Origin of the sequence: Psychrobacter sp. 1Y10 (assembly GCF_052259005.1) — a bacterium.
In the GTDB taxonomy this organism is placed as follows: Bacteria; Pseudomonadota; Gammaproteobacteria; order Pseudomonadales; family Moraxellaceae; genus Psychrobacter; species Psychrobacter saeujeotis.
Map to the genome: position 1 here is coordinate 617,152 of NZ_JBQQES010000002.1, position 26,679 is coordinate 643,830.

The 26,679-nt window shown below is 44.9% G+C and carries 21 protein-coding genes, 1 tRNA gene and 3 pseudogenes; 12 read left to right on the top strand and 13 right to left on the bottom strand.

Annotation, left to right across the window (positions count from 1 at the left end; all coding sequences use genetic code 11):
* Nucleotides 1-136 precede the first annotated feature (136 nt).
* Both ACTXGH_RS05620 and ACTXGH_RS05625 read left to right on the top strand, forming a co-directional pair.
* Nucleotides 137-592, top strand: a pseudogene (locus tag ACTXGH_RS05620) (NfeD family protein); the annotation flags it as partial.
* 341 nt (nucleotides 593-933) lie between these two features.
* Entirely contained in the window at nucleotides 934-1,794 is an 861-nt protein-coding gene (locus ACTXGH_RS05625) for an SPFH domain-containing protein (protein WP_439296217.1), read from the top strand.
* Nucleotides 1,795-1,880: 86 nt separating this feature from the next.
* On the opposite strand, the gene hemN is transcribed toward ACTXGH_RS05625, so the two are convergent.
* Both hemN and ACTXGH_RS05635 read right to left on the bottom strand, forming a co-directional pair.
* Nucleotides 1,881-3,344 (bottom strand): oxygen-independent coproporphyrinogen III oxidase, encoded by a 1,464-nt coding sequence (hemN, locus tag ACTXGH_RS05630; RefSeq protein WP_439296218.1) that lies wholly within the window; start codon nucleotides 3,342-3,344, stop codon nucleotides 1,881-1,883.
* A 387-nt stretch (nucleotides 3,345-3,731) separates the two neighbouring features.
* Nucleotides 3,732-6,176, bottom strand: coding sequence for a penicillin acylase family protein (locus ACTXGH_RS05635; protein WP_439296192.1), 2,445 nt, complete (start codon nucleotides 6,174-6,176; stop codon nucleotides 3,732-3,734).
* A 264-nt stretch (nucleotides 6,177-6,440) separates the two neighbouring features.
* On the opposite strand from ACTXGH_RS05635, the gene ACTXGH_RS05640 reads away from it, so the two are divergent.
* Nucleotides 6,441-8,027: a YifB family Mg chelatase-like AAA ATPase gene (locus tag ACTXGH_RS05640; protein ID WP_439296193.1), complete on the top strand. Its 1,587-nt coding sequence runs from the start codon at nucleotides 6,441-6,443 to the stop codon at nucleotides 8,025-8,027.
* A 12-nt stretch (nucleotides 8,028-8,039) separates the two neighbouring features.
* On the opposite strand, the gene ACTXGH_RS05645 is transcribed toward ACTXGH_RS05640, so the two are convergent.
* The 3 genes from ACTXGH_RS05645 to ACTXGH_RS05655 all read right to left on the bottom strand — a co-directional run bounded on the left by ACTXGH_RS05645 (nucleotide 8,040) and on the right by ACTXGH_RS05655 (nucleotide 11,155).
* The gene (locus tag ACTXGH_RS05645; protein ID WP_439296194.1) at nucleotides 8,040-9,749 is read right to left on the bottom strand and encodes a formate--tetrahydrofolate ligase; all 1,710 of its coding nucleotides are present in this window, start codon (nucleotides 9,747-9,749) and stop codon (nucleotides 8,040-8,042) included.
* An 84-nt stretch (nucleotides 9,750-9,833) separates the two neighbouring features.
* Nucleotides 9,834-10,511: a phosphoglycolate phosphatase gene (locus ACTXGH_RS05650; protein WP_439296195.1), complete on the bottom strand. Its 678-nt coding sequence runs from the start codon at nucleotides 10,509-10,511 to the stop codon at nucleotides 9,834-9,836.
* A 143-nt stretch (nucleotides 10,512-10,654) separates the two neighbouring features.
* Nucleotides 10,655-11,155, bottom strand: coding sequence for a DUF4385 domain-containing protein (locus ACTXGH_RS05655; RefSeq protein WP_439296196.1), 501 nt, complete (start codon nucleotides 11,153-11,155; stop codon nucleotides 10,655-10,657).
* 194 nt (nucleotides 11,156-11,349) lie between these two features.
* On the opposite strand from ACTXGH_RS05655, the gene ACTXGH_RS05660 reads away from it, so the two are divergent.
* Nucleotides 11,350-11,724 (top strand): hypothetical protein, encoded by a 375-nt coding sequence (locus tag ACTXGH_RS05660; protein WP_439263418.1) that lies wholly within the window; start codon nucleotides 11,350-11,352, stop codon nucleotides 11,722-11,724.
* A 74-nt stretch (nucleotides 11,725-11,798) separates the two neighbouring features.
* Here the strand turns inward: ACTXGH_RS05660 and ACTXGH_RS05665 are convergent.
* Nucleotides 11,799-11,874 (bottom strand) — tRNA-Phe (locus tag ACTXGH_RS05665).
* Between the two features lie 125 nt (nucleotides 11,875-11,999).
* Entirely contained in the window at nucleotides 12,000-12,422 is a 423-nt protein-coding gene (locus ACTXGH_RS05670) for a hypothetical protein (RefSeq protein ID WP_439296197.1), read from the bottom strand.
* 290 nt (nucleotides 12,423-12,712) lie between these two features.
* On the opposite strand from ACTXGH_RS05670, the gene hisB reads away from it, so the two are divergent.
* From hisB to ACTXGH_RS05685, 3 genes are all read left to right on the top strand, one after another.
* Nucleotides 12,713-13,339 (top strand): imidazoleglycerol-phosphate dehydratase HisB, encoded by a 627-nt coding sequence (gene hisB / locus ACTXGH_RS05675; RefSeq protein ID WP_439263422.1) that lies wholly within the window; start codon nucleotides 12,713-12,715, stop codon nucleotides 13,337-13,339.
* Complete coding sequence (gene hisH / locus ACTXGH_RS05680) at nucleotides 13,340-13,984, top strand: imidazole glycerol phosphate synthase subunit HisH (RefSeq protein WP_439263424.1); 645 nt, start codon at nucleotides 13,340-13,342, stop codon at nucleotides 13,982-13,984.
* A 164-nt stretch (nucleotides 13,985-14,148) separates the two neighbouring features.
* Nucleotides 14,149-14,538 (top strand): hypothetical protein, encoded by a 390-nt coding sequence (locus ACTXGH_RS05685; protein ID WP_439296198.1) that lies wholly within the window; start codon nucleotides 14,149-14,151, stop codon nucleotides 14,536-14,538.
* A 49-nt stretch (nucleotides 14,539-14,587) separates the two neighbouring features.
* Here the strand turns inward: ACTXGH_RS05685 and ACTXGH_RS05690 are convergent, their stop codons facing one another.
* Entirely contained in the window at nucleotides 14,588-15,910 is a 1,323-nt protein-coding gene (locus ACTXGH_RS05690; RefSeq protein WP_439296199.1) for a valine--pyruvate transaminase, read from the bottom strand.
* A 225-nt stretch (nucleotides 15,911-16,135) separates the two neighbouring features.
* Between ACTXGH_RS05690 and ACTXGH_RS05695 the strand changes: the two genes are divergently transcribed.
* The 5 genes and pseudogenes from ACTXGH_RS05695 to ACTXGH_RS05715 all read left to right on the top strand — a co-directional run.
* Nucleotides 16,136-17,083 carry an NAD(P)-dependent oxidoreductase gene (locus tag ACTXGH_RS05695; protein WP_439296200.1) on the top strand — a complete coding sequence of 316 codons (948 nt, stop codon included), beginning with the start codon at nucleotides 16,136-16,138 and terminating at the stop codon, nucleotides 17,081-17,083.
* Between the two features lie 663 nt (nucleotides 17,084-17,746).
* Nucleotides 17,747-17,860: pseudogene (locus tag ACTXGH_RS05700) on the top strand (TetR/AcrR family transcriptional regulator); the annotation flags it as partial.
* 123 nt (nucleotides 17,861-17,983) lie between these two features.
* Nucleotides 17,984-18,247, top strand: a complete 264-nt coding sequence (locus tag ACTXGH_RS05705) for a hypothetical protein (RefSeq protein WP_443561723.1) — start codon at nucleotides 17,984-17,986, stop codon at nucleotides 18,245-18,247.
* Nucleotides 18,244-19,299 (top strand): alcohol dehydrogenase family protein, encoded by a 1,056-nt coding sequence (locus ACTXGH_RS05710; protein ID WP_439296202.1) that lies wholly within the window; start codon nucleotides 18,244-18,246, stop codon nucleotides 19,297-19,299. The genes ACTXGH_RS05705 and ACTXGH_RS05710 overlap by 4 nt, the downstream gene beginning before the upstream one ends.
* Nucleotides 19,300-19,516: 217 nt before the next feature.
* A pseudogene (locus ACTXGH_RS05715) lies at nucleotides 19,517-19,618 on the top strand (IS1595 family transposase); the annotation flags it as partial.
* 85 nt (nucleotides 19,619-19,703) lie between these two features.
* Here ACTXGH_RS05715 and ACTXGH_RS05720 read toward each other — a convergent pair.
* From ACTXGH_RS05720 to ACTXGH_RS05740, 5 genes are all read right to left on the bottom strand, one after another.
* Nucleotides 19,704-22,298 carry an ABC transporter permease gene (locus ACTXGH_RS05720; RefSeq protein ID WP_439296203.1) on the bottom strand — a complete coding sequence of 865 codons (2,595 nt, stop codon included), beginning with the start codon at nucleotides 22,296-22,298 and terminating at the stop codon, nucleotides 19,704-19,706.
* Nucleotides 22,276-23,016 (bottom strand): ABC transporter ATP-binding protein, encoded by a 741-nt coding sequence (locus ACTXGH_RS05725; RefSeq protein ID WP_439296204.1) that lies wholly within the window; start codon nucleotides 23,014-23,016, stop codon nucleotides 22,276-22,278. Before ACTXGH_RS05725 ends, ACTXGH_RS05720 begins: the two co-directional genes overlap by 23 nt.
* 67 nt (nucleotides 23,017-23,083) lie before the next feature.
* A complete protein-coding gene (locus ACTXGH_RS05730) occupies nucleotides 23,084-23,899 on the bottom strand; it encodes an arylesterase (RefSeq protein WP_439296205.1) in 816 nt (271 codons plus the stop codon).
* Between the two features lie 230 nt (nucleotides 23,900-24,129).
* The gene (locus tag ACTXGH_RS05735) at nucleotides 24,130-25,203 is read right to left on the bottom strand and encodes an alpha/beta hydrolase (protein ID WP_439296206.1); all 1,074 of its coding nucleotides are present in this window, start codon (nucleotides 25,201-25,203) and stop codon (nucleotides 24,130-24,132) included.
* Nucleotides 25,204-25,307: 104 nt separating this feature from the next.
* On the bottom strand, nucleotides 25,308-26,564 hold the full coding sequence (locus ACTXGH_RS05740; RefSeq protein WP_439296207.1) for an MFS transporter: 1,257 nt from the start codon (nucleotides 26,562-26,564) through the stop codon (nucleotides 25,308-25,310).
* Nucleotides 26,565-26,679 lie beyond the last annotated feature (115 nt).

The window sequence follows — 26,679 nt, forward strand, 5'->3', positions numbered from 1 at the left end:
TATAACTTTTATTATAAAATTATGTTTGGTACATTATCTATAATCATAACTAATGGTATCATATTGATTTTTAAGAGATTATTTATCATCAAAGTGTGCTACATTAAAAGTTAGAACTGCAAAGGAGGATACGCTGATGATTGAGACTATTTGGATGATTGAACCTTGGCACTGGCTGGTATTGGGTTTTTTATTAATGATTGCTGAGATATTTATTCCTACCTTTGCAAGTCTTTGGTTTGGGGCTGCTGCCGTTATTGTTGCCGCTCTATCATGGCTGCTACCTGTTCCTTTGATATTGCAGGTCATTATCTGGTTAGCGTTGTCAGTATTATTTATGTTTGCTTGGGTTAAGTATATAAAACCATTATCGATAGATCGTACCAAAGCTGGATTGGGTGGCGGGGTAATCATCGGTGAAACTGGTATGATTATAGTTAAACCGCAAGCAGGCAAGTTGGGTGTGGTACGATTTAATGTACCAATTGTGGGTGCAGATGAATGGTCGTGCCGAGTCAATGATGAAACGGTTGAAGTGGGTGATCGAGTTGTGGTAACAGATATAAGCGGTAATGAGCTGATTGTCGCACCAACTAGGCGCATAGAAGCTCAAGCGGTCAATCGTCCCAATATCGCTCCCACTGTTGAGAGTCATTCTGTTGCAGCTAAAGCAAAGGTTGGTAGACTAAACCTCAATAAACCTGGTCTTGATAGAGATCGATTGAAAAAAAAGTTTATGGATAAATAATTTATCGGACGGTTTGATTATTCACATTTAATTAGTAGCATAGAATATTACCTCCTTTTTATCATAGTCATTATTTGTCATACCATACGATACACCGGAGTTGTAAATATTAAATAAATAGGACGTTGCTGCTCCATTTATAGCAATGGTTCAAGGAGAGTGTTATGAATAACATCATAAATAGTATGAATGGTCTGAGTATCGTGATGGTTGTATTGATTGCCCTAGTCATTTTTACCGTTTTTAAAAGCGTGTGTATCGTACCGCAAGGGTACAAATGGGTGGTGCAGCGTTTGGGTAAATACCAGCAAACGCTAGAGCCTGGCTTTAGTCTCATTATTCCCTTCGTGGACAGAATTGCTTATAAGGTCACGACCAAAGACATTGTGCTCGATATTCCCTCGCAAGAAGTCATTACTCGCGATAATGTGGTGATAATCGCTAATGCGGTGGCCTATATCAATATCATGCGCCCAGACAAGGCGGTCTACGGTATCGAAGATTATGAGCATGGTATCCGTAATTTGGTACAGACTTCCTTGCGTTCGATCATTGGTGAGATGGATTTAGATAATGCATTATCTAGTCGCGATGAGATCAAAGCACTACTCAAGCAAGCCATCTCAGAAGACATTGCCGATTGGGGTATTACTCTTAAGACGGTTGAGATTCAGGACATCAATCCATCGCAAACCATGCAAGCATCGATGGAAGAACAAGCAGCAGCAGAACGTCTACGCCGTGCCACAGTGACCCGTGCTGATGGTCAAAAGCAAGCAGCCATCTTAGAAGCCGATGGCCGTCTAGAAGCGTCACGCCGTGATGCAGAGGCGCAAGTGGTACTTGCTAAAGGTTCAGAGGAGTCCATTCGTCTTATTACCGCTGCAATGGGTGACGAAGAGATGCCTATTGTCTACTTACTTGGCGAGCAGTATATCAAGTCGATTCGTCAATTGGCTGAATCTGACAACTCAAAAATGGTGGTATTGCCAGCAGATATCTTAAGTACAGTTAAGGGTATGGTTGGTGATAAGTTAAAAGTTTAACTGCACAAAGACTTTCACAATGTCATAAAAAAGACCTCACTTGAGGTCTTTTTTATAACTGATAATTGGCCCTATGTTTCATGAGCCTAGATGACTTTTGAAAAGCGATCTTTATGTTTTGTCTCAAGATATTCATCAAATACCATGGCCACGTTACGCCCTAATAGGCGACCTTTTGGTAATACACGAATGCCAGCGGCGTCCATATCAACAAGCCTATCTTTTTGCATCTCACCCAATTGTTGAATTTCCTCAATAAAGTAAGTAATAGCATCAATACCAAATTTTTGATTGACGTCTTTAAAGTCAATATAATCGTGACAGAGTAGGTTCATGATGACATATTCACGCAAGCGATCCTTAATAGAGGTTTTGATAACTTTTACCGCTGGCATAACAGCAGGGTTGTTTTGCGCCGCATCAATATTGGCTTGATAGGCTTGTAGATCGGTATCGTTTTGTAGGATGTAGCGGGTATTGGCATTGGCAATTTGACTGATAGATGAAACGCCAAAGCCTAGCAAGTCACAGTCGCCCATGATGGTATACCCTTGAAAATTACGATGCAGCTTGCCTTCGCGCTGTGCGACAGCCAACTCGTCATCAGGCTTGGCAAAGTGGTCGATACCGATATATTGATAGCCCGCCTCGGTCAGTGTATTGATGGTATTGCCAAGCATAGTGAGCTTAGCCGCTGGATCTGGCAGGTCTTCATCTTTAATTTGACGCTGAGCTTTAAAGCGCTCTGGCAGGTGCGCATAGTTAAATACTGACAGACGATCTGGTGACATCTCGATGATACGGCGTACCGTTGTGTCCAAGGTAGCAGGCGTTTGATGCGGCAGACCATAAATTAGATCAATATTAATAGAGTGAAAACCCAATTCACGCGCTTCAGTGAGCACATTTTCAATCAACTCTGCTGAATGCACACGATTGACCGCGATTTGTACGGTCTCGTCTAAATCTTGTACGCCTAAGCTGACACGGTTAAAACCAAGGTTACGCAATACTTTTAAGGTCTTACCATTCAACTCACGTGGGTCAATCTCGATAGAGTAGTCGCCTTCATCTTCAGGTAAAAACTCAAACTGCGTCTGCAAAAACTCCCATAGTTGTACCATTTCTTCATCACGCAAAAACGTCGGCGTACCACCGCCTAAATGTAACTGTTTAACGAGTGGCTTGCTACTATCTTCTGGCGCAGATAATAAGCGACTTTTATGTTTAATCTCTTTGATGAGGTATTGTAGATAATCACCTGAGTCGCTATTTTTTTTGGTGATAATTTTATTACAGGCGCAGTAGTAGCAAAGGTGACGACAAAATGGAATGTGAAAATATAGGGATAATGGAGCACGAGCTTCACGGTTTTGCAAAATTTTTGTTTCAAGACCCTCTGGCATCGGTGAGAACTCTAAAGCGGTCGGGTAGGAGGTATAGCGTGGCCCTGAGCGATTGTATTTATTGATCATCGCTTCATCGAATGCTGGTAGCTGTTTGCTGGTAATGCTGCCGCGCGTACTGGCGTACGGATTATCTGGCTGCATGACATGGCGTACTGTAGTCGGCTGCTCGTTAGCATGATTATAAGGCTGCTGGATGTTTTGTTTTGAATGATCCGTCATGCGACACTCCTCGTTTTGACTATAGTATGGTTAACTGTTGTAGAGTTAACCGCTAACGATGCAAATATCGATTAGTAATTTATTTTAGTAGCGCGTTTTGTACCCATTTTATCCAAAACGACGATAGATAAGAGGGTTGTTTATCGCGTTATTTACAGATAAGTGAACAGTCGCTAGTATAACAAATCCTTACTCGCAGTGGGGAGCTTAATGGATTTTTTAGTATGTTAAATATTGCTTATTTTTTTCAATAAAAAAACCCTAGAATTCATCTAAGGTCTTTTTTATTCGGTTAAATTTGGGTGATATTTATTCTCTTAATTGAATCGCATTACCAACGGCCTGATTGTTGATCTCAGTTTTGCTAAAAGGCATGCGTATCCAGTCCTTAGCAGAGTAACGACGCGTTTGATCACGATGATAAGGTCGCGTCGTATCTGAAGCTTGTGAATAACCTAATAGCGCCTCTACAACGGGACCTTTACTATCAAAGGTTACCGCTTGCATATAAGTGGGGCCGTGGGTGATTGGGCCATATGTGCCATCATCGTTTTGACTTGAGCTTGCGACATTGAAGATACCTTCGCCTCCGAAGCCACCATGCATTGAGATTTTCTCACCGTTTGTGCCTTCATCAATGACGAACTGTAAATCGGCAAGCGTGGCATCAAGTGCAATATTTTTACTATTGTAATAGTTGATAGCGTCGCCTAGAGCAGTACGCGTTTTGTCGTTGATGATTAAGTCACGAGGGGTATTGATAGGATCATTTTTATCAAATGGAGTTTTAAATCCTGCATAACTACTAAACTCAAAGTTGGTCCAGAATTTTCTGAAAACATGAGCGCCTTGGCTATCAAGGTTATTACGACGATCCCAGTTACTCAAGATAGTACAAGCTTGAGTAGCGTCGATGGTACCACCACCAGTTAGAGGCAAGGTCGGAGCAGCTTGACAATCGTCTAAAACATCATCCAGTACCAATTCAGCACCATAACTGCGATTGCCGTAGACAACTTCTTGCATATTATCAAGATTGAAAGTAGTGCCGCCTAGACCATCTGTATTATCCAATCGATCGAATATTTGAGTAAAGGCCATACGAGTACGTGGAGACAATGGCGAGGCATCTTCAGAGAGAGGTAATAACTCACGTCTCAATAACGGTGAAAATCCTGTTAGGGGCTTATCTGCATTACTCAGCCAATAAGAATCGTTTGAGTTAAGCACATAGTCATCACGAATTAAGAACGGTAAATTTGAGCCGCCAAAGATACCTGCTTGCGGTGAATCTGCATCATTACCCCATTCACAAGCGGCAGTACTACCATTGAGCGCAGGTAAGTTTGATGCTATTAAAGCGCCAAGAGCGGGACCAGCATTAGCACTACAGGTTGCTAGTTTTTCTGCGGTCACATTAGGCACGGTTGAGATATCTGCATACAGTGCTTTACCGTAACGGTCGGTTGCGATGGTATTGACAAACCCTAGGCCTAGAATGTTTTGCATTCTATCTTTTAAATCCTCAACGCTAGTTGCCATATTCATACTACGCCACTGATTGAGCGCGCGGGGATTTTCAGAAGCTGCATCGCGAATAGTATAGGCTACATTGCTTGCGTCCCCCCAACCAGGCAGTTGACCGTTTAGCGCTTTGGCATTCAACATAGGTCCATAGTGAGACACATATAACGATTCAACGCGTTCCCTGCCATCTGGCAACTTAACGGTTACCTCAACTTCTTCGATATCACGCTGCTCAAGCATACCGTCGCTATTTAGATAGTTATACTTCATCGGGTCACCGTTTACCAAGCTTAGCTGATAAAGGGTAAAGCGTTTGGCGGTAGAAACCGTGTGACTCCATGCCACATCCTTGTTAAAACCGATATTGATAAAGGGCTGACCTTGTTGGGCTGCCCCCATCACATCCAGCTTACCTGGCATAGTCAGATGAAACTCATAGAAGCGCTGAACACCGCTCCATGGTTCATGCGGGTTACCATAAAGAATACCCTTGTCGGTACCAGTCACATCGCTACCAAACGCATACGCATTACTACCGCCATTTAAGACGTTGATCGTTGTCATATCGAATTCAGGTGCGGATTCGGCTACTGGGTTTGTCGCAGCGCTGCTCATTCTTGAGCTGCCCATCACTACATTTTGCGCTGGCGGTGCAGCTGCTGCGATAGCGCCGACAAAATTAGAGAGTCCACCGCGCAGGTTGGCTTTGCCATAAACTGTCAATAAATCATCGGTAGTGATTTCTCGGACCCATTCAGCATTGGCACAAGCGGGGTCGATATTGGCAGCTCCTGTATCGCGTAAGTACCTACTATATCCTGCCGCATAACCTGTCACCGCATCGATAGTTTCAGGATCTTGAGCCGCTAGGAATTCAGCACGTCGCTCAGGAGAGTTGTACCACGTATAAAATACATCGTTAGCTAAGTTACCTTGATCACCTAGGTACCGCATACTCTCACCGCTAGCGACCACCAGTTCACGTGCCAGGGAGCAGAGGTTGTCCTCGGCGAAAGCATAGCCCACACCGTAGCCTAGACTTTTATAATCATTGGCAGTGATATGAGGTATACCGAACTCGGTACGTTGAATGTCTACGGAGTAAGTTGGTTGAGAAATCGTAAAGTCGTCATTGTCGTCGCCAAAACACCCAGACAGCCCAAAAGAAACTGCGACTGTGAGTAGCGCGAGCCTAGGCACACGCTGATTAAGCATATCAATGCTCATAAGCTTATCCATCCATGGTTAGTTGGTGTGTATAAAGCCGTTAAAAACAATAATTATCGAGCTTTATATGATCAATAAAATCCTTTTATTGCCAATGCTCTTTAGTACTGATGGTCACCTTGTACCAATCAGCCAACGCTAAATATAAGAGCATTTACTCATCATATAACAACATCGGTCATCTACACCAGCGATAAAACACGACATTTGCGCGTTGGTTAATAATACTTTATGATTAATGGCTCTCTATATTAGGAAACGCCGATGTCGTTTGCTCAAGTTTATACCCGTTCGGTCGTGGGCCTACATGCTCCCAAAGTCATCATTGAAGTACATTTGTCCCAAGGCCTGCCAGCATTGACCATCGTAGGTTTGCCAGAAGCTGCTGTACGCGAGAGTAAAGATAGAGTGCGCTCAGCCATTCTTAATTCAGGATTTCAATTTCCCAATCGCCGTTTGACCATTAACTTAGCCCCAGCAGACCTGCCCAAAGAAGGTGCTAGGCTAGATTTACCGATCGCTATCGGTATTTTGGCAGCCAGTGATCAGATTGATCCAGAGTCTCTGTCAGAGTTTGAGTTCATCGGCGAGCTTGCGCTCAATGGGGAGCTTCGGCAGGTGACAGGCAGCTTAGCAGTAGCACGCGCGATCAAAGCGGAAGCGTTGGCCTTAAAATCGTCAAAAGCATCTAAACCGTCAAAAAACAATGAGCTGCCACTGACTGAGCAATGGCAAGAACCACAAACCGCAGAGTTAATCGTACCGATGGACAATGGTGCTGAAGCTAGCCGTGTCGATGGTGTCACGATATTGGCCGCCCAAAACTTAAAAGCTGTCTGTGATCATCTACAATCACTAACAGACTCCAGTGCTACAGATAGGCGTTTAGAGGTGGTCCAGTCTAAACCTACACAGCAACACCTTGGCTATTCGGTAGACTTGGCGGATGTCAAAGGTCAGCATCATGCTAGGCGCGCGCTAGAGATTGCCGCAGCGGGTGGTCACTCGCTGTTATTTACAGGACCACCTGGCTCAGGCAAGACATTGATGGCATCACGGCTACCGACTATCATGCCGGATTTAAGTGATGAAGATGCGCTAGAAGTGGCGAGCACCTATTCAGTTGCAGACAGCGACTACGATTATGGCACACGGCCATTTAGACAAGTGCATCACACTATATCAGCGGTGGCGTTGGTCGGCGGAGGCTCACGTCCCAAGCCTGGTGAGATTACGCTTGCTAATAAAGGCGTGTTATTCCTTGATGAATTACCAGAATTCGATCGTACCGTGTTAGAAGTATTGCGCCAGCCGTTAGAAGCCAAGCAAATCACGATTAGCCGTGCCAACTCGCAAATGACCTTTCCGGCAAATTTTCAATTGGTGGCGGCGATGAACCCTTGTCCATGCGGCTACGATGGTGACGGAACAGGGCGCTGTCGTTGTCGTCCTGAACAGATCAAGCGCTATCAAGACAAACTATCAGGTCCGCTACTAGACAGGATAGATCTACATATTACCGTACCAGCGTTACCGATTGCAGACTTGCAAAACGCTCAGGCTGGCGAAGCATCCGAACAAGTACGCACGCGAGTAGCCGCTGCGCATAAGCAGCAATTACAGCGGCAACAGAAAGTAAATAATGAGCTAAGCCCTAGTGAGATTGATAAATACATTCAGCTAGGAGAGGGCGAACAGCAGCTATTACAGATGGCACAGCAACGTCTAAATTTATCTGCTCGTGGCTATCATCGGGTATTGCGAGTCGCGCGTACCATTGCCGATCTTGCCGATAGTATTGATATTACCAGTGCTCACGTATCTGAGGCACTAAGCTATCGTGGTAAGTGATTTGTTATTAAGTTAAAACAGCCCAATAATATTACCAGCATCATCCAAATCAATATATTTAGCTGAAGGGGTTTTAGGCAGGCCGGGCATTTTCATAATAGGTCCACAGATCACCAAGATGAAGCCTGCGCCAGATAAGATACTGATATCGCGTACATGAACTTTAAAACCAGTAGGCCGACCAAGTAGCTTGGCATTATCACTAAGTGAATACTGAGTTTTGGCGATACAAATCGGCAGCTTATCGAGATTAAGGGCTTCTAGGCGGCGTATTTTAGCCTCAGCCAGACTGCTGATATCAATATCATCTGCCCCATAAATTCGCTGTGCTATCGTACAAATTTTCTTTGCAATACTATGGTCATTGTCATAAGCCAAACGAAATTGGCTGGGTTTATGACGGTTGTCATGGAGCAAACTTAGCAAAGTTTTTGCTAAATCTTCACCACCAGCGCCGCCTTTCTCCCATACTTGTGTTAGCGCAACTTCCACGCCTCTTACTAGGCAAGCTTGTCGCACCAATTCAATCTCAGCGTCGGTATCACTGGCAAACTGGTTAATGGCGACAACTACAGGCAGCCCATAGACTTCCTGCATATTTTCGATATGCTTCATAAGATTGGGCAGACCACGCTCAAGTGCGATTAAGTTTTGATCAGTGAGCGTGTCTTTAGTTACGCCACCATTATATTTTAATGCGCGAATGGTGGCGACGATAACGACTGCATCTGGCGTCAGCCCTGACAAACGACACTTAATATCAAAAAACTTTTGCGCCCCAAGGTCAGCGCCAAAGCCTGCTTCGGTGAGTGTATAGTCTGCTAAATGCATGGCAACTTGGGTTGCGATAACGGAGCTACAACCGTGGGCGATATTGGCAAATGGCCCACCGTGGACGATGGCAGGTGTGCCCTCAATCGTTTGTACAAGGTTGGGTTTTATAGCTTCTTTTAGGAGTACTGCCATGGCCCCATGAGCGTTAAGGTCTTTGGCGTAGATTGGCTGTTTTTCTTTATTGGAAGCTATTAGGATATTGCCTAGGCGCTGTTTTAAATCGTTCAAGTCTGTCGCTAAGCAAAAGATAGCCATCACTTCAGAAGCAACGGTGATATCAAAACCATCCTCACGCATCACGCCATCAGTAGTTTTGCCAATGCCGCTGATAATATTGCGTAATTGACGATCATTCATATCGACTGCCCGACGCCAGAATACTTGTTTGGGATCGATATTGAGCGCATTACCTTGATAGATATGATTGTCTAATAGCGCCGCCAGCAGGTTATTTGCCGCCCCAATCGCATGAAAGTCACCGGTAAAATGCAGGTTGATATCTTCCATGGGCAGTACTTGCGCGTAACCGCCACCAGCTGCGCCGCCTTTAATCCCAAATACTGGACCGATGGATGGCTCACGTATGGCAACCGCCGTTCTCTCACCGCTGTTTTGTTGCTCATGTATGCGGTTTAAAGCATCAGCTAAGCCGATAGTGACCGTAGTTTTACCTTCGCCGGCGGGTGTTGGATTAATCGCAGTGACTAGTATCAACTTGCTCTGCTTGGCCTTAGCTGGCATGGCAAACACATCGGCTGGATTTATTTTTGCTTTATAATGTCCGTACGGTTCGATATGAGTGGCTGATAAACCAAGTTTTTGTGCAATGTCATTGATAGACTGTAAGGTAACATTTTGGGCGATGGCAATATCGCTAGGTACGGTCATATCAAAGGTCTCGTTGCAGAATGCAAGTGCGTAGGGTAAAGGGTTATTTGCTTAGTGTTTTAAATGTTGTAAACACACTAAAGCTTAATTCTTCAAAAGGTATTCAACCAAGGTAGCAAAGTCATCAAATGCTCGAGTAGGATTTAGCTCCCGAATGTCTTGCCCGTAGTTATAACCATAAGACAGCCCAAGGGTGTCCATATTGGCATTTTGTCCGGCTAATATATCGTTTCTTGAATCACCAATCATGACTGCTTGATCTGGGGTGACATTTAACGTGTCGCAGACATAGAGTAGCGGCGCGGGGTCTGGTTTTTTAACGGGCAGGCTATCACCGCCTAAGACTTCTACAAACACATCCTGCCAGCCAAAGGATTGTAAGATTTTGGGGACGAAACGAATGGGCTTATTGGTTACTAATGCCAACGTATAGCCTGCAGCTTTGAGTTTTTTTAGTCCGTTATCTACATCTGGGTAGGCAACGGTTTTGCTACCGCTAATATTGCTGTAAGCGGCAAAGAATACTTCCTCTGCATGATCGGCTTCCTCGACCGTCAATTCACCTTCTAACACTTCTATCTTCCCTACCAACGCGCGTTCAACCAACATTCTTGAGCCATTGCCGACCCAATTGCGTATGGTGTCGAGAGAGTAGGTCTCTTTGCCAAGCGTGGTTAGCATAGCGTTGGTTGCATCGGCCAAATCTGGCACACTATCAATCAAGGTGCCATCAAAATCAAAAATTAGCAGTTGCTTATCCATTATTCCTCGCTACTAGAAGTATTGCATTCGTTTTTTAAGTTATTAGATTTAAATTTTAGGTTTTCGTTCTGTCTTACCATAGCACAGCAAACTATTAAAACTAACTGTTACTGGGGTTTTTAATAGCTGACTTTTAACATATGCTATTCAACCTCTTTATAGCGCGCGCGGTGTTCCTTTTTCATCTTTAGATAGGTTTCGTTTTCGCGGCATTCATCCCATTTTTGTTTAAAAATACGGGCAGATTCTGCTTTGATAGGATCTTCCTCTTGCCGTGGTAGCTCTTCGCGCCCATGGGCCCCGCTTTGGCCTTTTTTATCATCAGGTACTGGTCCCTTATACTTTTTGCCGCCTTTATGATTGGCGTAGCGACGCGCGCGGGTATAGCCCATTTGAATAAATTTGCGCGCCATATCTGCACCGACAAAGTCATCATCCGCCAGATAATCTAAAAACATCTGATAAATAGTCTCGCTACTTTCTGTCGCAATATCAGGCGTGGCAAAGCGCCAGTGCGGTAGGATTTCAGACTTGTAAGGTTCTACCAGTAATACGCCTTGTTCACCGCGACCGACGCGATACAGCTCAGGCTGTGCACGCAAGTCTAAGTTTTTATAATCCAAATCATAATCAAACTCTCTCATAGTCTTTCCTTATTCATAGTCATTTTTTTAGTATTCAGCTGTCAAATTTATCATTATCAATACTATCGAGTATACTGAGCACAGCGGTCTAAAAAACAGCACAAAAATGTTATGCAACCGTGACAGTAAGCGTTTAGCATAAGAAGCGTCATTAGTAGAATCAATCATTGGGCAGGTCTGAGTAGGTAGATGTCATGACAGTTAGTAAAAATATCGTAAATAAAAGCAGTCTAGCTAGCTCGACTTTTACGATGTCATTAAAACGTGCATTCATACTATTAGCGCTGCTGCTTATAAGTGTGCTAAGCACTAATACTGCTCATAGTGCGTGGTTTGAGCGTTTGATACCGCAAGGAGAAAGTTATACAGTACGCGAGACAGATCGTGATTTGGCGTTTGTGATTGATGGTTTTATCTATGATGCGCGTACGTCTTGTTTTTTAGCAGTGGGCGATCGGGTGATATTTTTTGAAGGGCGGCATGGTATTGATTACCGCGCGACGATTTATGATTTGGACTCGCGTGAGCGCTGTCAGCTGCTCTTACGCGGCCGGTTGTATCAAGAATAGATCGAACCAAAAATTAAACATAAAAAAAGCCCCAAACATTGCTGTTCGGGGCTTTTTAGAATTCGTCAAACGAATGGTGGCTCGAGGCAGGATCGAACTGCCGACACACGGATTTTCAATCCGTTGCTCTACCTACTGAGCTATCGAGCCGTCTCGTTGAGGTCGCTATTAAACTAAATATACGCGTTGCTGTCAAGCTATTTTTGCATAATTATGAGAAAAGCTTAAAAATAGGTGGGTATAAGCAGTCAAAATAAAGACAATGTTACTTTTGCTCACTCTTTAACACGCAGTAGCTCATACTCGCTCATAATACGATGAATGTCTGTATCAACAGGGACAAACTCACGAACACCTTTTTTAACCTCAGCATCATAGACCAATTTAATAAACTTAGCATCAATGGCGCGGCCTTTATTTTGCGGGTGTACGGTCAAATACTGCAAGCGCTTGGCATTGGTTTGCCCGTCATCGAAGCAGGCTACCGCAGCGATGGGTTTATCATTAAACATACCGACGTATAAATATTGCCCACGTTTAAAACCTTGCGTAACGATATTTAATACTTCTATGCCACTAGGCTGCGTATCATCGCTATCATATAAGGCATGCAAGCGCTCAGATAACTCATTTTCACGCGCAGGTTTTTTGATGAGTGGGGCATCCAAGCTATTGATGGCAATCGCTTCTAAAGGCATAGTTGGTTCCTAGTAAATTGATATAGCATGGCGTTGTAAAGTCGGCGCAGGTAATGATTGATAAAACTGAATTCACTATTTTAGCAGAATGACATGATTTTGTACGCGGTTTAACGCTTGGTCATGGCGGTAAATGGTAGGGTTTGCTATGATAAGGTTATTATTTTTTAACGTTATTAATAATAACTAGTTTTTTTGACTATTTGTGTTTTATCGTTCTCACATTTGGACCTCGCCGGGCTTTTTTAGGCCTGTTTTTATTGTTTGCTTTTCATTGATAGAGAGTAGCCATGACAACTGATTCAAACTTAAATCTACACGGCCGCCCAGCACGCACGGCCACCGTTGAGCGCAATACTGCTGAGACGCAAATCACTTGCACAGTCAATCTTGATGGAACCGGTCAAGGAGTTGTCGATACTGGCGTGCCATTCTTAGATCATATGCTTGATCAAATTAAGCGTCATGGTTTGTTTGACCTTGACATCAAATGTACTGGCGATACTTACATCGATGATCACCACAGCGTCGAAGATACGGGCATTACCCTTGGGCAGGCATTCAATAAAGCACTTGGCGATAAAAAAGGCATCCGTCGCTACGGACATTTTTATGCGCCACTTGACGAGTCATTGACCCGTGCCGTTGTCGATCTTTCAGGTCGCCCTGGGTTACACATGGACATTCCGTTTACGCGCTCGCACGTGGGTACTTTCGATGTTGATCTATTTAGTGAGTTTTTCTATGGCTTGGTTAACCACTCGTGGATGACCGTGCATTTAGACAATCTCAAAGGTAAAAACAGCCATCATCAGATCGAATCTACCTTTAAAGCTTTTGCTCGTGCGCTACGTATGGCGTGTGAATATGATGAGCGTGCATTGAATACGCTACCGTCGACCAAAGAGGCGTTCTAGATGAGTAGAGCTACTAAAATTGCACTATTAGATTATGGCATGGGTAATTTGCACTCTGCTGGCAAAGCACTATCAGCAGTAGGCGCAGACGTCTCTATCACCAATGACCCAAAAGTCGTCGCTGCTGCCGACAAAATCGTTTTCCCCGGTGTCGGAGCCATGCGCGATTGCATGATTGGTATGCATGAAGCGGGTATTGATGAGGTCGTGCGTGATGCGATATTTAACAAGCCTGTGATGGCTATCTGTGTCGGTATGCAGGCGTTGTTTGAGCAGTCGGCGGAGAATGGTGGCACGGACTGTTTGGGCATCTTAAATGGCACGGTAGAAGCCTTTGACCCGGCGTGGACGGACGAGCAAGGCGCGACGATTAAAGTGCCGCACATGGGCTGGAACACGATTACGGAGATGGATACTAGCCACCCGTTATGGAATGGTATTGAGGACAACGCGCATTTTTACTTTGTACATAGCTATTACTGTGCGCCTGCCGATAGCGCACAAGTAGCGGCGGTATGTGACTATGGGCAGCCATTTTGCGCCAGCGTTATCCAAGACAACTTATTCGCCACCCAGTTCCATCCAGAAAAAAGCCATACTGCTGGCTTGCAGCTGTTAAAGAATTTCGTCGAGTGGGATGTGTAGATAGGTAGTAAACATAAATTGCATACTTGCTTCAGAATAGGGTAGATTATCGTTTGTATAATCTGCCCTTTTTATTATCCGTTATTTTTATTATTCATTTTTAGTTATCGTTGTTTAATGATACGCTCAATTATTTTTTGCTCGCTTATACTTGGAATATCTCAGTGGACTTTACCGCCTTTAAAATTGATATCATCGACATAACAGGATTGGCCAAAGATGCGCTGCATATTTATGTTGGCGTCGGCGTCTATCTGCTTTGTCTACTCATACTGCTGCCTATTATCAAAAAGCAAGGTATTCGATCATTCATCGCATTGATCGTGGTGACGGGTGTTGCTCTATTGGGTGAGTATTTGGACAACCGTCATATCATTAGACCAAGAGGGTTTTTGGCATTAGGAATGGTAGATATCAAGGCAAGTTTTCATGATTTGGTGAATACTTGCTTAGTACCTTACGTGCTACATGCATTAAATAAGTGGACAGCCATCTTTCGACCAGCCAATAAACCTGCCTCATTGACCAAACGCCATAAAAAAACGGACTATTAAACAGTCCGTTTTTTTTTGCTATTTGAGCTTATGATTTTAGCAGCTAATCTTATTTTTTGGCCTCATCATACAGCTCACGTACGACTTCACCAATCACTGCAATCCCTTTCTCCAAAGTGTCTTCATCCGCCGCAATACTCATGCGAATACATTCGTGCGCGTGCTGATAGTCGTTGACATCAACCCCAGGGAAGAAGTACTCACTTGGTACAATAAGCGTGCCTTTTTCTTTTAGGCGCTCGTATAGATCCAGCGTGCTAATCGGCAAGTCTTTAAACCACAACCAGAAAAATATCGCGCCTTCAGGCTTATGAATAACCAGCGGATAATCACCCAAAGCTTCTTTTAATAGCTTCACAGCGAGTTTTGCTTGCTGCTGATAAAACGGCTTAACTTCATTATCAGATAACTGCTTGATACGATCGTTTTCTACCAGTGGTGTGGCAATCGCTGCACCAAAGCGTGTCGGTGCTAGATTGACCACGGCATTCATCGCGCTGACCGCTGCGATCACTTTCGCATCGGCGACAATGATACCGGTACGCACACCAGGCAGACCGATTTTGGACAGGCTAAAGCACAGAATGGTATTGTTATCCCAGCTTAATTGCGCGTCAGAGTAGATGATATTGGGGAAGGGCATACCGTAGGCGTTGTCGATAATCAGCGGTACGTCATAGCGCTTGGCAATCTCGGCTAAGTGTGCCATTTCCTCATCAGTCAACACGTTACCCGTTGGATTGGTCGGACGTGAACAGCAAATTGCGCCGATACGACCTTCTTTTAACGCTGGCAAGTTCTCTAATGCCTCAAAATCCACCCGATATTTAAAGAAGCCTTCTCCGCCATCATGCGTGACTTCATCGATATGCGGCAGGACAGCCATGAAGTGTTGACCATCGATGTGTACGTCGCTATAGCCGATGTATTCAGGCGTGAGCGGCAATAGAATCGATTTATCGACAGACTCATTCTTTTCATCAATGAAAGCACCGCCAAATAGGTTAAACAAGAAGAAAAAAGCATTTTGCGAGCCATTGGTCAGGGCGATATTTTCCGCGCTCAGATTCCAATCATAATGACGGTTAAAAAAGCCAACTAAGGCATCAATAAATTCAGCATCACCTTGCGGGTTGGAGTAGTTTGCCATGCTAATAATGGCGCTACTATCAGGATCACTAGCGTTACTGTCATTACCAAGCGCTTGGTAAGTCTGCAAAAACAACTCATTCACCGCATCAATTTTGGCAGGATTACCACCGCCTAACATATTGACTGGCTGATCGCTTTTGAGCGCATCGCCCAAATCATCCATCAATTGTGAGATGCCAGTGGGCTGGGTGAATTTTTGACCGAACTTTGAGAATTTCATAAGACTACCATGCTGTTTTGGAGAGGTGTAAGAGGTTATTCATTGATAAAGTTGGGCTAGTATATCAAATGAGGGCTACGAAGGGAGTAAACAACCTTGCTTGATGCCGCGCTTAATATATAGGAGCTTGTCCGATATCGAACAAACGCTAACACAGCGTCCACCGCAACCCTTATATAGTAAGTGCTAAATTACAGACCCACTACTATTAAAAAAGGAGTCCTTATGAAAGCCGTATTACTTGATGAAAAAAGATTTGTCGCCGACCTTGCACGACCTACCCCCGAAAAAATAACCGACTACGTTACCTTTGAAGAAACCCCACAAGACAATAAAACCATCATTGAGCGCTGTCAAGACGCCGACATCATGATTAATGGCTCCCTACGTATCGAGCGTGAAGTGATTGAGGCGCTACCCAATCTCAAGCTCATCCAGCTCCTCTCTGTCGGCTCCAACCACATTGACAAACAAGCCTGCGAAGACAATGACGTCACGCTCCTCAACGCACCAGATTTTGCCAGCGCCACCGTCGCCGAGCACACCATGATGCTACTACTCAGCGCCATGCGTGCCAGTATCAATTACCACAACAAAGTCAAAAGTGGCGAATGGAAGGAGAAGGGGCGAGCCGACATCATTGATGCTGAGGCCATTGACCTTGAGGGCTTAACCATCGGTATGATTGGTATCGGTGACATTGGCAAGCGGATTACCAAGCTTGCTAAAGCCTATGACATGAATGTCCTATGGGCAGAGCGCCAAGGTCGCCAGCCTCGTAATGACGACTACACCGACTTTGAAACCGTCCTTAGTAAGTCCGATGTCATCACCATACATTGCCCGCTCACCGAGGAAACCAAACATCTCATTAACCAAGATACCCTAAGCAAAATGAGCAAAAAACCGCTACTGGTCAACGTCGCCCGTGGCAAGATTGTCGATAGCGAGGCCTTAGCTAGCGCAGTCAGACAAGAGCAAATACTCGGCTATGCCACCGACGTATTTGAACAAGAACCTGCCGGCGAAAATGATCCGATTGTCCAGCTCGCCAATGAAGGTCATCCTCGCATCATTCTAACCCCGCATATGGGTGCCGGAAGCCGAGCCTCGCAAGTCAAGCTATGGAAGATAATCACTCGGCAAATCAATGACTTTATTGAAAATAACTAAGATTAAAGTGATTGGGATTAAAATAAATGAGATGGGGATTGAGAGGGTTTTGGTCTGAGGCTTTAGATACTGGGGGTTTTGGAGCTAATCCTGCTTTTCGCTTGTAGTTGGCAGTCTGCGGCGCACAGCACCTAGGCACAGTAGCGTTCCAACGTCCGAGCGATCACTCCTGTGCAAGGTGCTGTAAGCGCCACAGTCCACCAAGCTACCGCTGCAATCAGGGCTAAAAAGCCTTGCTATGGCAAGGTTCACTAGGGTAATCAAAATCTTAACTTGAGTTTGGACGGTAGGGTGCGTTGTACGCACCGCTAGATTAAACAATCTATAAATTTAAACAGATTCTGTCAAAGGATGGCTATTTATGCGATTTTCGAAGTTAAGAATGGCTTTGTCTGACCAAGTTTTGAGAATTTTATAAGGTTACCATGCTGTTTTGGCAGGGGTTATCATGTTATTTAATTAATAAAGTGGCGCTAGTATATTAAATGACGGCTACAAGGTGAGCAAACCGCATTGCCGATTTGTCCCAACAGCAATCCACATTCAGCACTATACCTTTACCATCTAGAAAATACCTTGACAGAGGTAGAATAAATACTTTACCCTCTCAAGTAGAGTGTTTATTCTACCTGAGAGGATTCTGTTATCAAAGAAGATATTGCCATTAAGCTTGAGAAAGCTTTTAGCCAACATGGTTTCGCTGAGCCAAGTGTTGCTCAGCTAAAAACTGCGTGTAACGTCAGCCTGCGAACACTATACAAATACTATCCCTCTAAAGAGATGATGGTCGTTGGTGCATTGGATTATCGCCATCAAAGATACCTAGACTTTTTGCTCAATGAATCACCTCCCCCTGGCATAGCGTCTATTACTCATGTTTTTAACAAGCTCGAACAATGGATGCAAGAATTCGCCCCACACGGCTGTATGTCTATGAATGCCATAGCGGCTTTTCCTGACGATCCAGTGATTGCCAACTCAGTAAAAAAACACAAGCAAAAAGTCCAACATTTTTTGGGGCAACAAAGTCAGAGAGAAGATCTTGCGACCGCTATTTTTTTGCTACATGAAGGCGTATCAAGTGCATGGCCTGTATTAGGCAAGAAAGCCATCACCTCAGCACAAACCGCACTATCACAACTTTTAAAGGAAAATAAACAATGAAAGTTATCCCAAAGACGATGAAAGGTGTCCAGCTTATCGGTCATGGTGGCCCAGAGATGCTCGAATACCGTGATGATATTCCAGTACCTACTCCCACTTCAAATGAAGTACTCATCCAAGTTTCTGCTGCTGGGGTTAACAACACTGATATCAATACTAGAACGGCATGGTACTCAAAGGGAGATAGCAGTAGCGCTGATGCCAGTTGGTCTGGCAGTGCCTTGAACTTGCCTCTTATCCAAGGTGCAGATGTTTGCGGCACTATAGTAGCGGTCGGTAATAATGTTAGTCGCGAACGTATTGGAGAACGAGTTCTAATTGAACCTTGCCTGAGCGAAATCAATGGTCAAATACTGGATTCATTTGGTTACTATGGCTCAGAATGTGATGGTGGATTTGCTGAATATACAGTAGTCGCTGCCAAACATGCCTATGCGGTAAATAGTACGCTCTCTAATATCGAACTGGCGTCCTTCCCCTGTTCGTATTCCACTGCTGAGAATATGCTGACGCGAGCGAACGTTTCGTCAGATGATAAGGTATTGATATCTGGTGCTTCAGGAGGGGTTGGGTCGGCAGCAGTCCAGCTTGCTAAAGCACGCGGTGCTTATGTTATTGCTATTACCAGTCCAAGCAAAAATCAACAACTTCTGGATTTGGGAGCGGATCAAGTGATATCACGTGATGATGACTTGATCGAGATATTAGGCGAAAACTGCCTTGATGTCGTCATCGATTTGGTCGCAGGAAAGCAGTGGCCTGAGTTTTTACGATTACTAAAACCAAGAGGTCGATATGCTGTATCTGGTGCGATTGGAGGAGCATTGGTTGAGCTAGATATCAGAACACTTTATCTAAAAGACTTAACTTTTTATGGCTGTACTTCCCTTGAGCCTGAAGTATTTCAGAACCTCGTTAACTGTATCGAACAACGTAAGATAACCCCAATCGTTGCGTGCACCTTTCCACTAAAAGAGATACATACCGCTCAAGAGGTGTTCTTGGAAAAGAAGCATGTCGGTAAGATTGTTTTGAAAGTTACTCAAGAATGACCATACGCTAACAATAAATAAGGAGCTGTAGTAGATAAGCACTATACTAGACTGCTGAAATGAAGATAACCCATCATAAATTAAGTAAAAAACCACGGTTAAGATTGCTAGAACAGAGGCTGATTTACTTAATATTCAGCAGAATGCAGCAGCACTTTTCTACCATAAAACAAGACTCGTTATAGAGTATTATTTATCTCTTGAAGAAAATGACATTAAGAAGCATTTGCACTTATTTTTAAAAGAGTATGAGTTTAGATTCAATTATAGCTCACCATCTAATCAGCTGAAAACTCTGAGAAAATGGTGTGATATTTAATCTTTATCTACTACAGACTCTTTTGATTTTTTCTAAGAGCATTGCCTAAGTAGTTTAGGGAATGATAAATCTCCAGTAAAAAACTCTAAATCATCGCCCGAACCCTCGCCATAATCCCGCGTCCAATCACCAACCTCACATAGATAATGGCAATTGCAAACAGCAACATGATTAACGCTGCACCGCCAATAGCCAAGCTTGTCCACGGCACACTAAATTGTAGATTAAACCACTGCGTGATAGCAGCCCATGCGCCAACGCTGGCGATAACGACCGCAAAGGTCGCTGCGCTAATACCAAGCACGCCCAGCTCTAGGATATTGAGCATGTAAAGGTCGCGTTTTTGCATACCGAGTAGTCTAAATGACGCGCTGTCCTTCATACGATCTTGCGAGGTAGAGAGCAGCGAGCTGATCAACACCATGACCCCCGTGAGTAGGGCAAGCAAAGTGAACACATAGACCAAGCGGCTCATTTGTACCACCAGCTCTTGGATTTGCTCAGCGATTGCCGTACCGTCAATGGTGGTGACCGCAGGAAACTCGCGTACTAATTTGCCTTGTAGCTCTGGAATCGTATCTTCTGATACGTGGGCAGTAGCAAACTGGATTTGCGGGGCAGCAGATAAAACAGATGGCTCAAACAAGAAGTAAAAATACGGGCTTGGGCCACGCTCATAGCGCGTGCGAATACTAGTAATCTGCCCGATGATTTCGATACCTTGAACGTTAAAGACCACTTCATCGCCCATGCCGACATTGAGCATGCTGGCAGCAGTGTCTAAGATAGATAAGGGTTTGACTTGCTGATCGGCATCATCGATAGGCGTATACAGCGCGTCGTCTGTAAGCGAGTCAACGATATACTCGGTCTCCATGACCGTATCTGTATAGCTTAAGTTAAACACCCGCGTAGGATCATCGAAGCCATCCTCAGGTTCGATGTCTTTTGCCACCACGTCATTGGCCGTCTCCACACGGGCACGAATCACCGGATAATAGGTAACGGGTGCCTCAATGATGGTATCAATCTTATCATGCTGATCGCTCTGCACATCGAGCAAAAACAGATTGGGCGCGTCTTCAGGATAGGCATTAATAAACTGCGCATTGATACTGTGATTAAGTGTGGTGATGAGCGTTAGCACCGCGACCGACAGTGATAAGGTGACAAAGAACAGCGCGGATTGGTTGCCTTTACGCGCCAGATTATGAATAGCGATACGCTGCATCCAGCTGACCTTAGTGTTGCTTGCCAATTTCGCCAGTAGCCAGAGCCAACCACGCGCCAGTAGCCAAAATATCGCCACCAGTACGATTAAGCCGCCTAATAGCTGCGCTCCTAACGACAGCGAACCCACTTCATAAGCAAAGAAGGCATATAGCCCTGCCAGCACCAAGCCATACCATAGTAACGGTACGCGTCGATACCAAGGCAGGTCTCTAGTCTGCGTACTCGCACCTTGGTTGAGGAGGGTAGCAGGCTTAGTGGTGTTTAGTGTACTCAGGCCGCGCTGCGCAATCAGTAATGTTAAGACTAAGGCAATTGTCACGGTCTTGATGGCACTGATTGGATTGATGGCAAGACCCACATCGGCAGGCAAGATAGCCACTAGATAAGGCTGACCAACTTTGAGTAAGCCTAGGCTTAATATCACTGCAGCAACACAAGCGACAGCAGTCGTGACGATAAGCAGCTGATAGTAACTGCGCTTAAGTGAGCCGAGCGGCTCGCCTAATGCCAAGCGAATGGCGTTATTGGACTGCTGCTTGGTGACAAACGCGCTAATGACACCGTACATGGCGACCGCAGAGAGTAGTAATACCGCGATGACCAACAATTTTAAAAACATCAATACATTGTCAGAGATACGCGAGACCGAAGTATCGGCTGACACAGCGTCAGACAGCTCAATATCAGGATAATTGGTCAGGATATCTGTGAGCGCATCTTGCTGTGTGTTTATCAGCTCTAAGTCGCCTGCTATCTCGATACGATAGTTTATGCGGCTGCGTTGTCCTAATAGATTGGTTGACGGGAGTGCATCTTGCTTCATCAACACACGGCCACCAAAACCAAAGGTAGTTAGCGGTCGATCAGGCTCTTTTGTCAGTACATCATTGATCATGAATTGCGCATCGCCAATGGTGATACGGTCGCCGACTTCGGCCTGTAGACTACTGAGCACTTCTGGCGCGACGATCACACTGTCAGATGTTAGCTGCTCCCATAGCGGCTGTCCTGAGGCAAGCTCGGCTGTACCGTATAAGGGATACGACGGCGAGACGGCTTTGACGCTGGCAAGCAAGGTTTGCTCATCATTGACCAGCATGGCGCTAAACTGATAGTCATACACCGTCTGTGTATTAGGGATAGTTTCTACCTGCGTTAGTACTTCGCTTGGCCAGTCTTGCTTACTATTTAGGATGAGATCCCCACCAACGAGCGCGCGCTGATTGTCATTGATATAGCTATCGACAGACTGCTGCACAGAGTCGAGGGTCAGGTAGGTAGCAAGCGATAGCGTGAGCGTTAATAAAAACAATACAGGATATACCCAGCGCTGCCACCAGCTACGACTGAGTGCTTGCGAGCCTAAATCGCGATTAAAAAGCTGGCTTATCATGCCACTGGAGTAATTTGACTCTTTATCCATATTATCCATTAACTGTCGACCCATCTATCATACCGTCATGCATAGTAATGACGCGATCTGCCATGTCAGCAAGCGCAGGATCGTGAGTCACGACGACCAGTGCTGACCCCGTCTGCTGGCGCAGGTCTAATAATAAGTTCATGACTTGATCGGCATTTTGCTCATCAAGGTTGCCTGTTGGCTCATCAGCGAACACAATTTTCGGCTGCGATACCAGTGCCCGTGCTACAGCGGTACGCTGCTGCTCACCGCCTGATAGTTGATTGGGCAGACTGTCACGTCTATGACCTAAGTCGACGGCTTCAATCAATTCGTTGACGCGTGCTTTATTCGGACGCCGCGCAATATCAAGCGGAAAGGCAATGTTTTCCGCCACCGTCAAAGTTGGTAGTAAGTGAAACGACTGAAAGACAAAGCCCATCTCACGCTGACGAATGACCGCCAGCGCATCTTCATCAAGACTGCTTAATGTCTGTCCAGCCAGCTCAACCGAGCCGCTATCAGGATAGTCTAGTGCAGCAAGTAGACCCAGCAGAGTGGATTTACCCGAGCCTGATTTACCCATAATGACCACAAACTCGCCAGCATCGACATGGATACTCACGTCTTTGATAATAGACAGTGATTGCTCACCGACTTGCACGGTTTTGTTGAGATGCGTGGCGGTAAGTAAGGCTTGCTGTGCAGAATTGGATGTAGATTCTGTTGATAATGATGCTACAGTTGAGTTTGATAAGGTCATTACATAGTCTCAGTTGACGTAGGGTCTGTTACTTGTGCTGGCTCGTTAGGTATCTTAGTCAGTCGAATCAGTTGTTTTCAGTCTCTACCATTGCTTCAAGCTTGGGCGCTAAGATTGGCAGGATGTTATCATTGACGATAATTGTGTAGCCATCTTTGGTTGGATGAATGGCATCGGCTTGGTTGAGCTCAGGGTCTCCGCCCACACCATTTAAAAAGAACGGAATCAGCGTGACGTTCATATCTTTAGCGATGCGAGGATAAATTGCGGCAAACGACTCTACATAGTCAGAGCCAAGATTGTCATAAATCTGCATGCCACCCAAGATGACTTCACTGCCGTTGTCTTGCAAATGTTTAGCCGCGGTACGGATGTTATCTTCAACGGTTGCGACGTCAATACCACGGATAGCGTCATTAGCGCCAATAGTCAGTATGGTAATATCAGGCTTGGTTTGTGTTACCCAGTCTAAACGATTGACCAAGCCCGTACTGGTCTCACCGCTAAGACCTGAATTGATAACTTTGACATTCTTATAGCCCATGTCCTTTAGCGTTACTTCTAACTGGGCAGGGTAATTGTCATCAGGGTTTACGCCCAAGCCTTCGGTCAGAGAGTCGCCAAGTGCTAAAATAGTAATAGGTTGCTCAATCGCCACGACATTGTCTTGTTCAGTCGCTGTTTCACGTGAAACCTTGTTAGTAGTATCGTTAATGGCTTCTGTTTGAGAAGCATCTACTACAGGCTCGTTCGCGTTAGCACTAGTAGTATCAGCATCATCGGCTGGACTACAAGCCACTAGTGCTAAGCTGGTCAATAGCGCTAAGCTAAGTTTCTTTGATAAAAATTTAGATAAATAAGGCTTTATTAAAGGCAATGACATAGGGGTTCCGTTAGATATTTCTGGGCATTATCTGTTTTATATTAGGGCGGGCTTAACATTCACAAGTAGTTGTTGCTCTAGGTTAATTAACCGACTTTTTCTACAGTTGATTCAATCTAAAAGTGTTAATGTGCGACTGGTATAAATTTTCCTTGCTTGCTGTGCGACTTCGTCACTCCAGAGGCCGCGCAAAATTCATGCCAGTCGCACGTTGAGATTTTCATGCTTTTTTATTCAGAACTTTTGCTACCCAAAAACTCATTTATTGCCTGATAGGTTTGCTTGCAGATGTCAGGATTAAGATTTTCCATATTAAGGTAAGCATGAATGACCTTGTCATAAGTGATGTGCTGCGTATCGACGCCAGCTTCGCTAAGTTTGGCAGCATAAGCGACACCTTCATCATATAAAGGATCAACCGCTGCATTGATAATAAGCGCGGGTGGCTGATGTGCCAGCTCATCTCGACTGGCAAACAGAGCAGATTTTGACTGTCTGTCCTCACTGTTTTGAAAGTTGTTTCGAAAGTACTGATCAAAGTACCAGCCGATACGCGCTTGACTGAGTAGATAACCATTGGCGTATTTCTCAATAGAGGGACAGCTCATAGTAAAGTCAACACTTGGATATATCAGTACTTGCGCGCTGATATCATTTATTACGCCTGACTCTATTATTCTAGGGTCGCGTAGCAGATTGGTGGCTAATGCACCGCCATGACTGTCTCCTGCTACTACTAGCTCATTCGTGCTAATGTGCCGGCGGGCGAGTAGTTTATTTAAGCCAAGCAAAGCAGTGCAAGCATCGTTTTGGGCGCAAGGGTAGGGGTTTTCTGGTGCAAGGCGATATTCTGGTGCAACAATAATGTGCCCTGTATGTTTCGCTAAACGGCATAAAATTTGATGATAAACAGAGACGCTACCTGCTGTACCACCGCCACCATGAAAGTACAGCATCACGGGTAGTGGTGTCTGCTCAGTCTGAACTATTGAAGCGTCAGGCAAGCTAGGATAAAAGAGGCGCACCGGTACATGATAAGCAGGCACGTCATAAGCATCGTTAGTTGACGCATCATATTCAATGATGTCATCGACTATTAGCGCCACATTTACGGCCTCGGTAACAAAGGTATGGGTTAAATTTGCTAGGCCATCTCTAGCATTGATGGCATTAGGGATACTACCTGTTTGCACAAAGGCAGGGAGCAGCTGTTCATTTAATACCTTTAGATAATTAGCAACAGCAGGTAATAAATCGACTTGGTTTTCAGCATCAGCTTTGTTGGATTTAATAGAGTCGTTCATCTTCATTCCTCTGAATTTATCAATATTAAAACGCGTTTAATAAATGACAAGTCGGTATTGTTAGTGGTTGCTGATAGCTAAAAACACATCAAACAGGCTTTAAGCTAAGCAGGGCGACCATCGACCATCACCGGACGACTGACCATCCAAGCAATCACAACGTTGATAATCATTAAAATTAACATAATAAGTAATGGTAAATCCCAATCGCCAGTCGCTTCATGTAGCCAACCAGTCCCTAATGGACCAAAAAACGCTATCAAATACCCAACGAATTGAGCCATGCCAGACAGCTCGCTAGATTGGTTGGTCGTATAAGTCCGTAGCGAGAACAACATCATACATAAGGTGAAAATCGCTGAGCAACCAATGCCCATTAAGCCTGACCATAACCATGCTAGGTCAGTAGATAAGTAGCTTACCCCTATGATACCAATGACGTTTAATACAGCGGCAAAGACTGCCAACGCTTGAATAGGGCGACCACGGTTTACCAGCCACGTTAAGCTTAAGATAGAAATAGGTGCCATAAATTGAAACACCGAACCCATTTGCCCCGCTTTAACGGCAGATAGTCCCTGACTCACCCAAATAGATGGCAAGAAACTGGCAACGGTATAAAACAATAAAGACTGCAAACCCATAAAGACTGCAATTTGCCAAGCAAAAGACGTGCGCCACATGGAGACCTCTGAAGATCCTAACTTAGGCAGCTCAACCGCTTGATGACTAGACGATCCTAGGCGCAGACGTAAAAACACCCAAAGCACAATGGCAAATATGCCTAAAAGCGACCAACCACCAAGCGCCCACTGCCAGCCTACCTGCTCAGATAGCGGTAATACGACTCCTGCTACTATGCCTGCCGACACCGTCATCGTTAAACTAAATAAACCAGTTATCAGTGGAATATGTTTCGGCGTACGCTGTTTAATAACGGGTGCCGCCAAAGTGTTAGCAAAGCCGATGGCCAACGTTAGTAATAATGTACCACTCAAAAAGCCAATCCACGTAGGAACCACGGAACGCAGCACCATACCAAAGGTGAGTAGTGCAACCATCACAATGAGCGTATTCTCAAGGCCAAAGCGCTTACCAATCGCTGGTGCGATAAGCGCGCCTACTGCAAAAGTCAGCATTGGCACTGCACCTAACCAACCAATCTCAGTCTCAGAAATGTTGAGCGCATCTTGTACTACTGGCGCAATAGAGCCAAGTGCAACGATCGGCGCCCGCATATTGGTGGCGAGTAAAATTATGGCACATAATACGAGCCAAAAAGTGAAGCGTGAGGAGGGCAGCTTAGACGCCGATGCAGTATCTAGATGAGACTTTGGTTGCAAATTAGAGGGGGTAGACATAGCAGCACGACTATTATTAGAATAAGAAAAAAGACACGTCATTGAGCAGCGCCGAAGAGTCGTCGCTTGCACATAACACCAAAGAAAACGCACCTAAAGGGTGACTAACATCGTG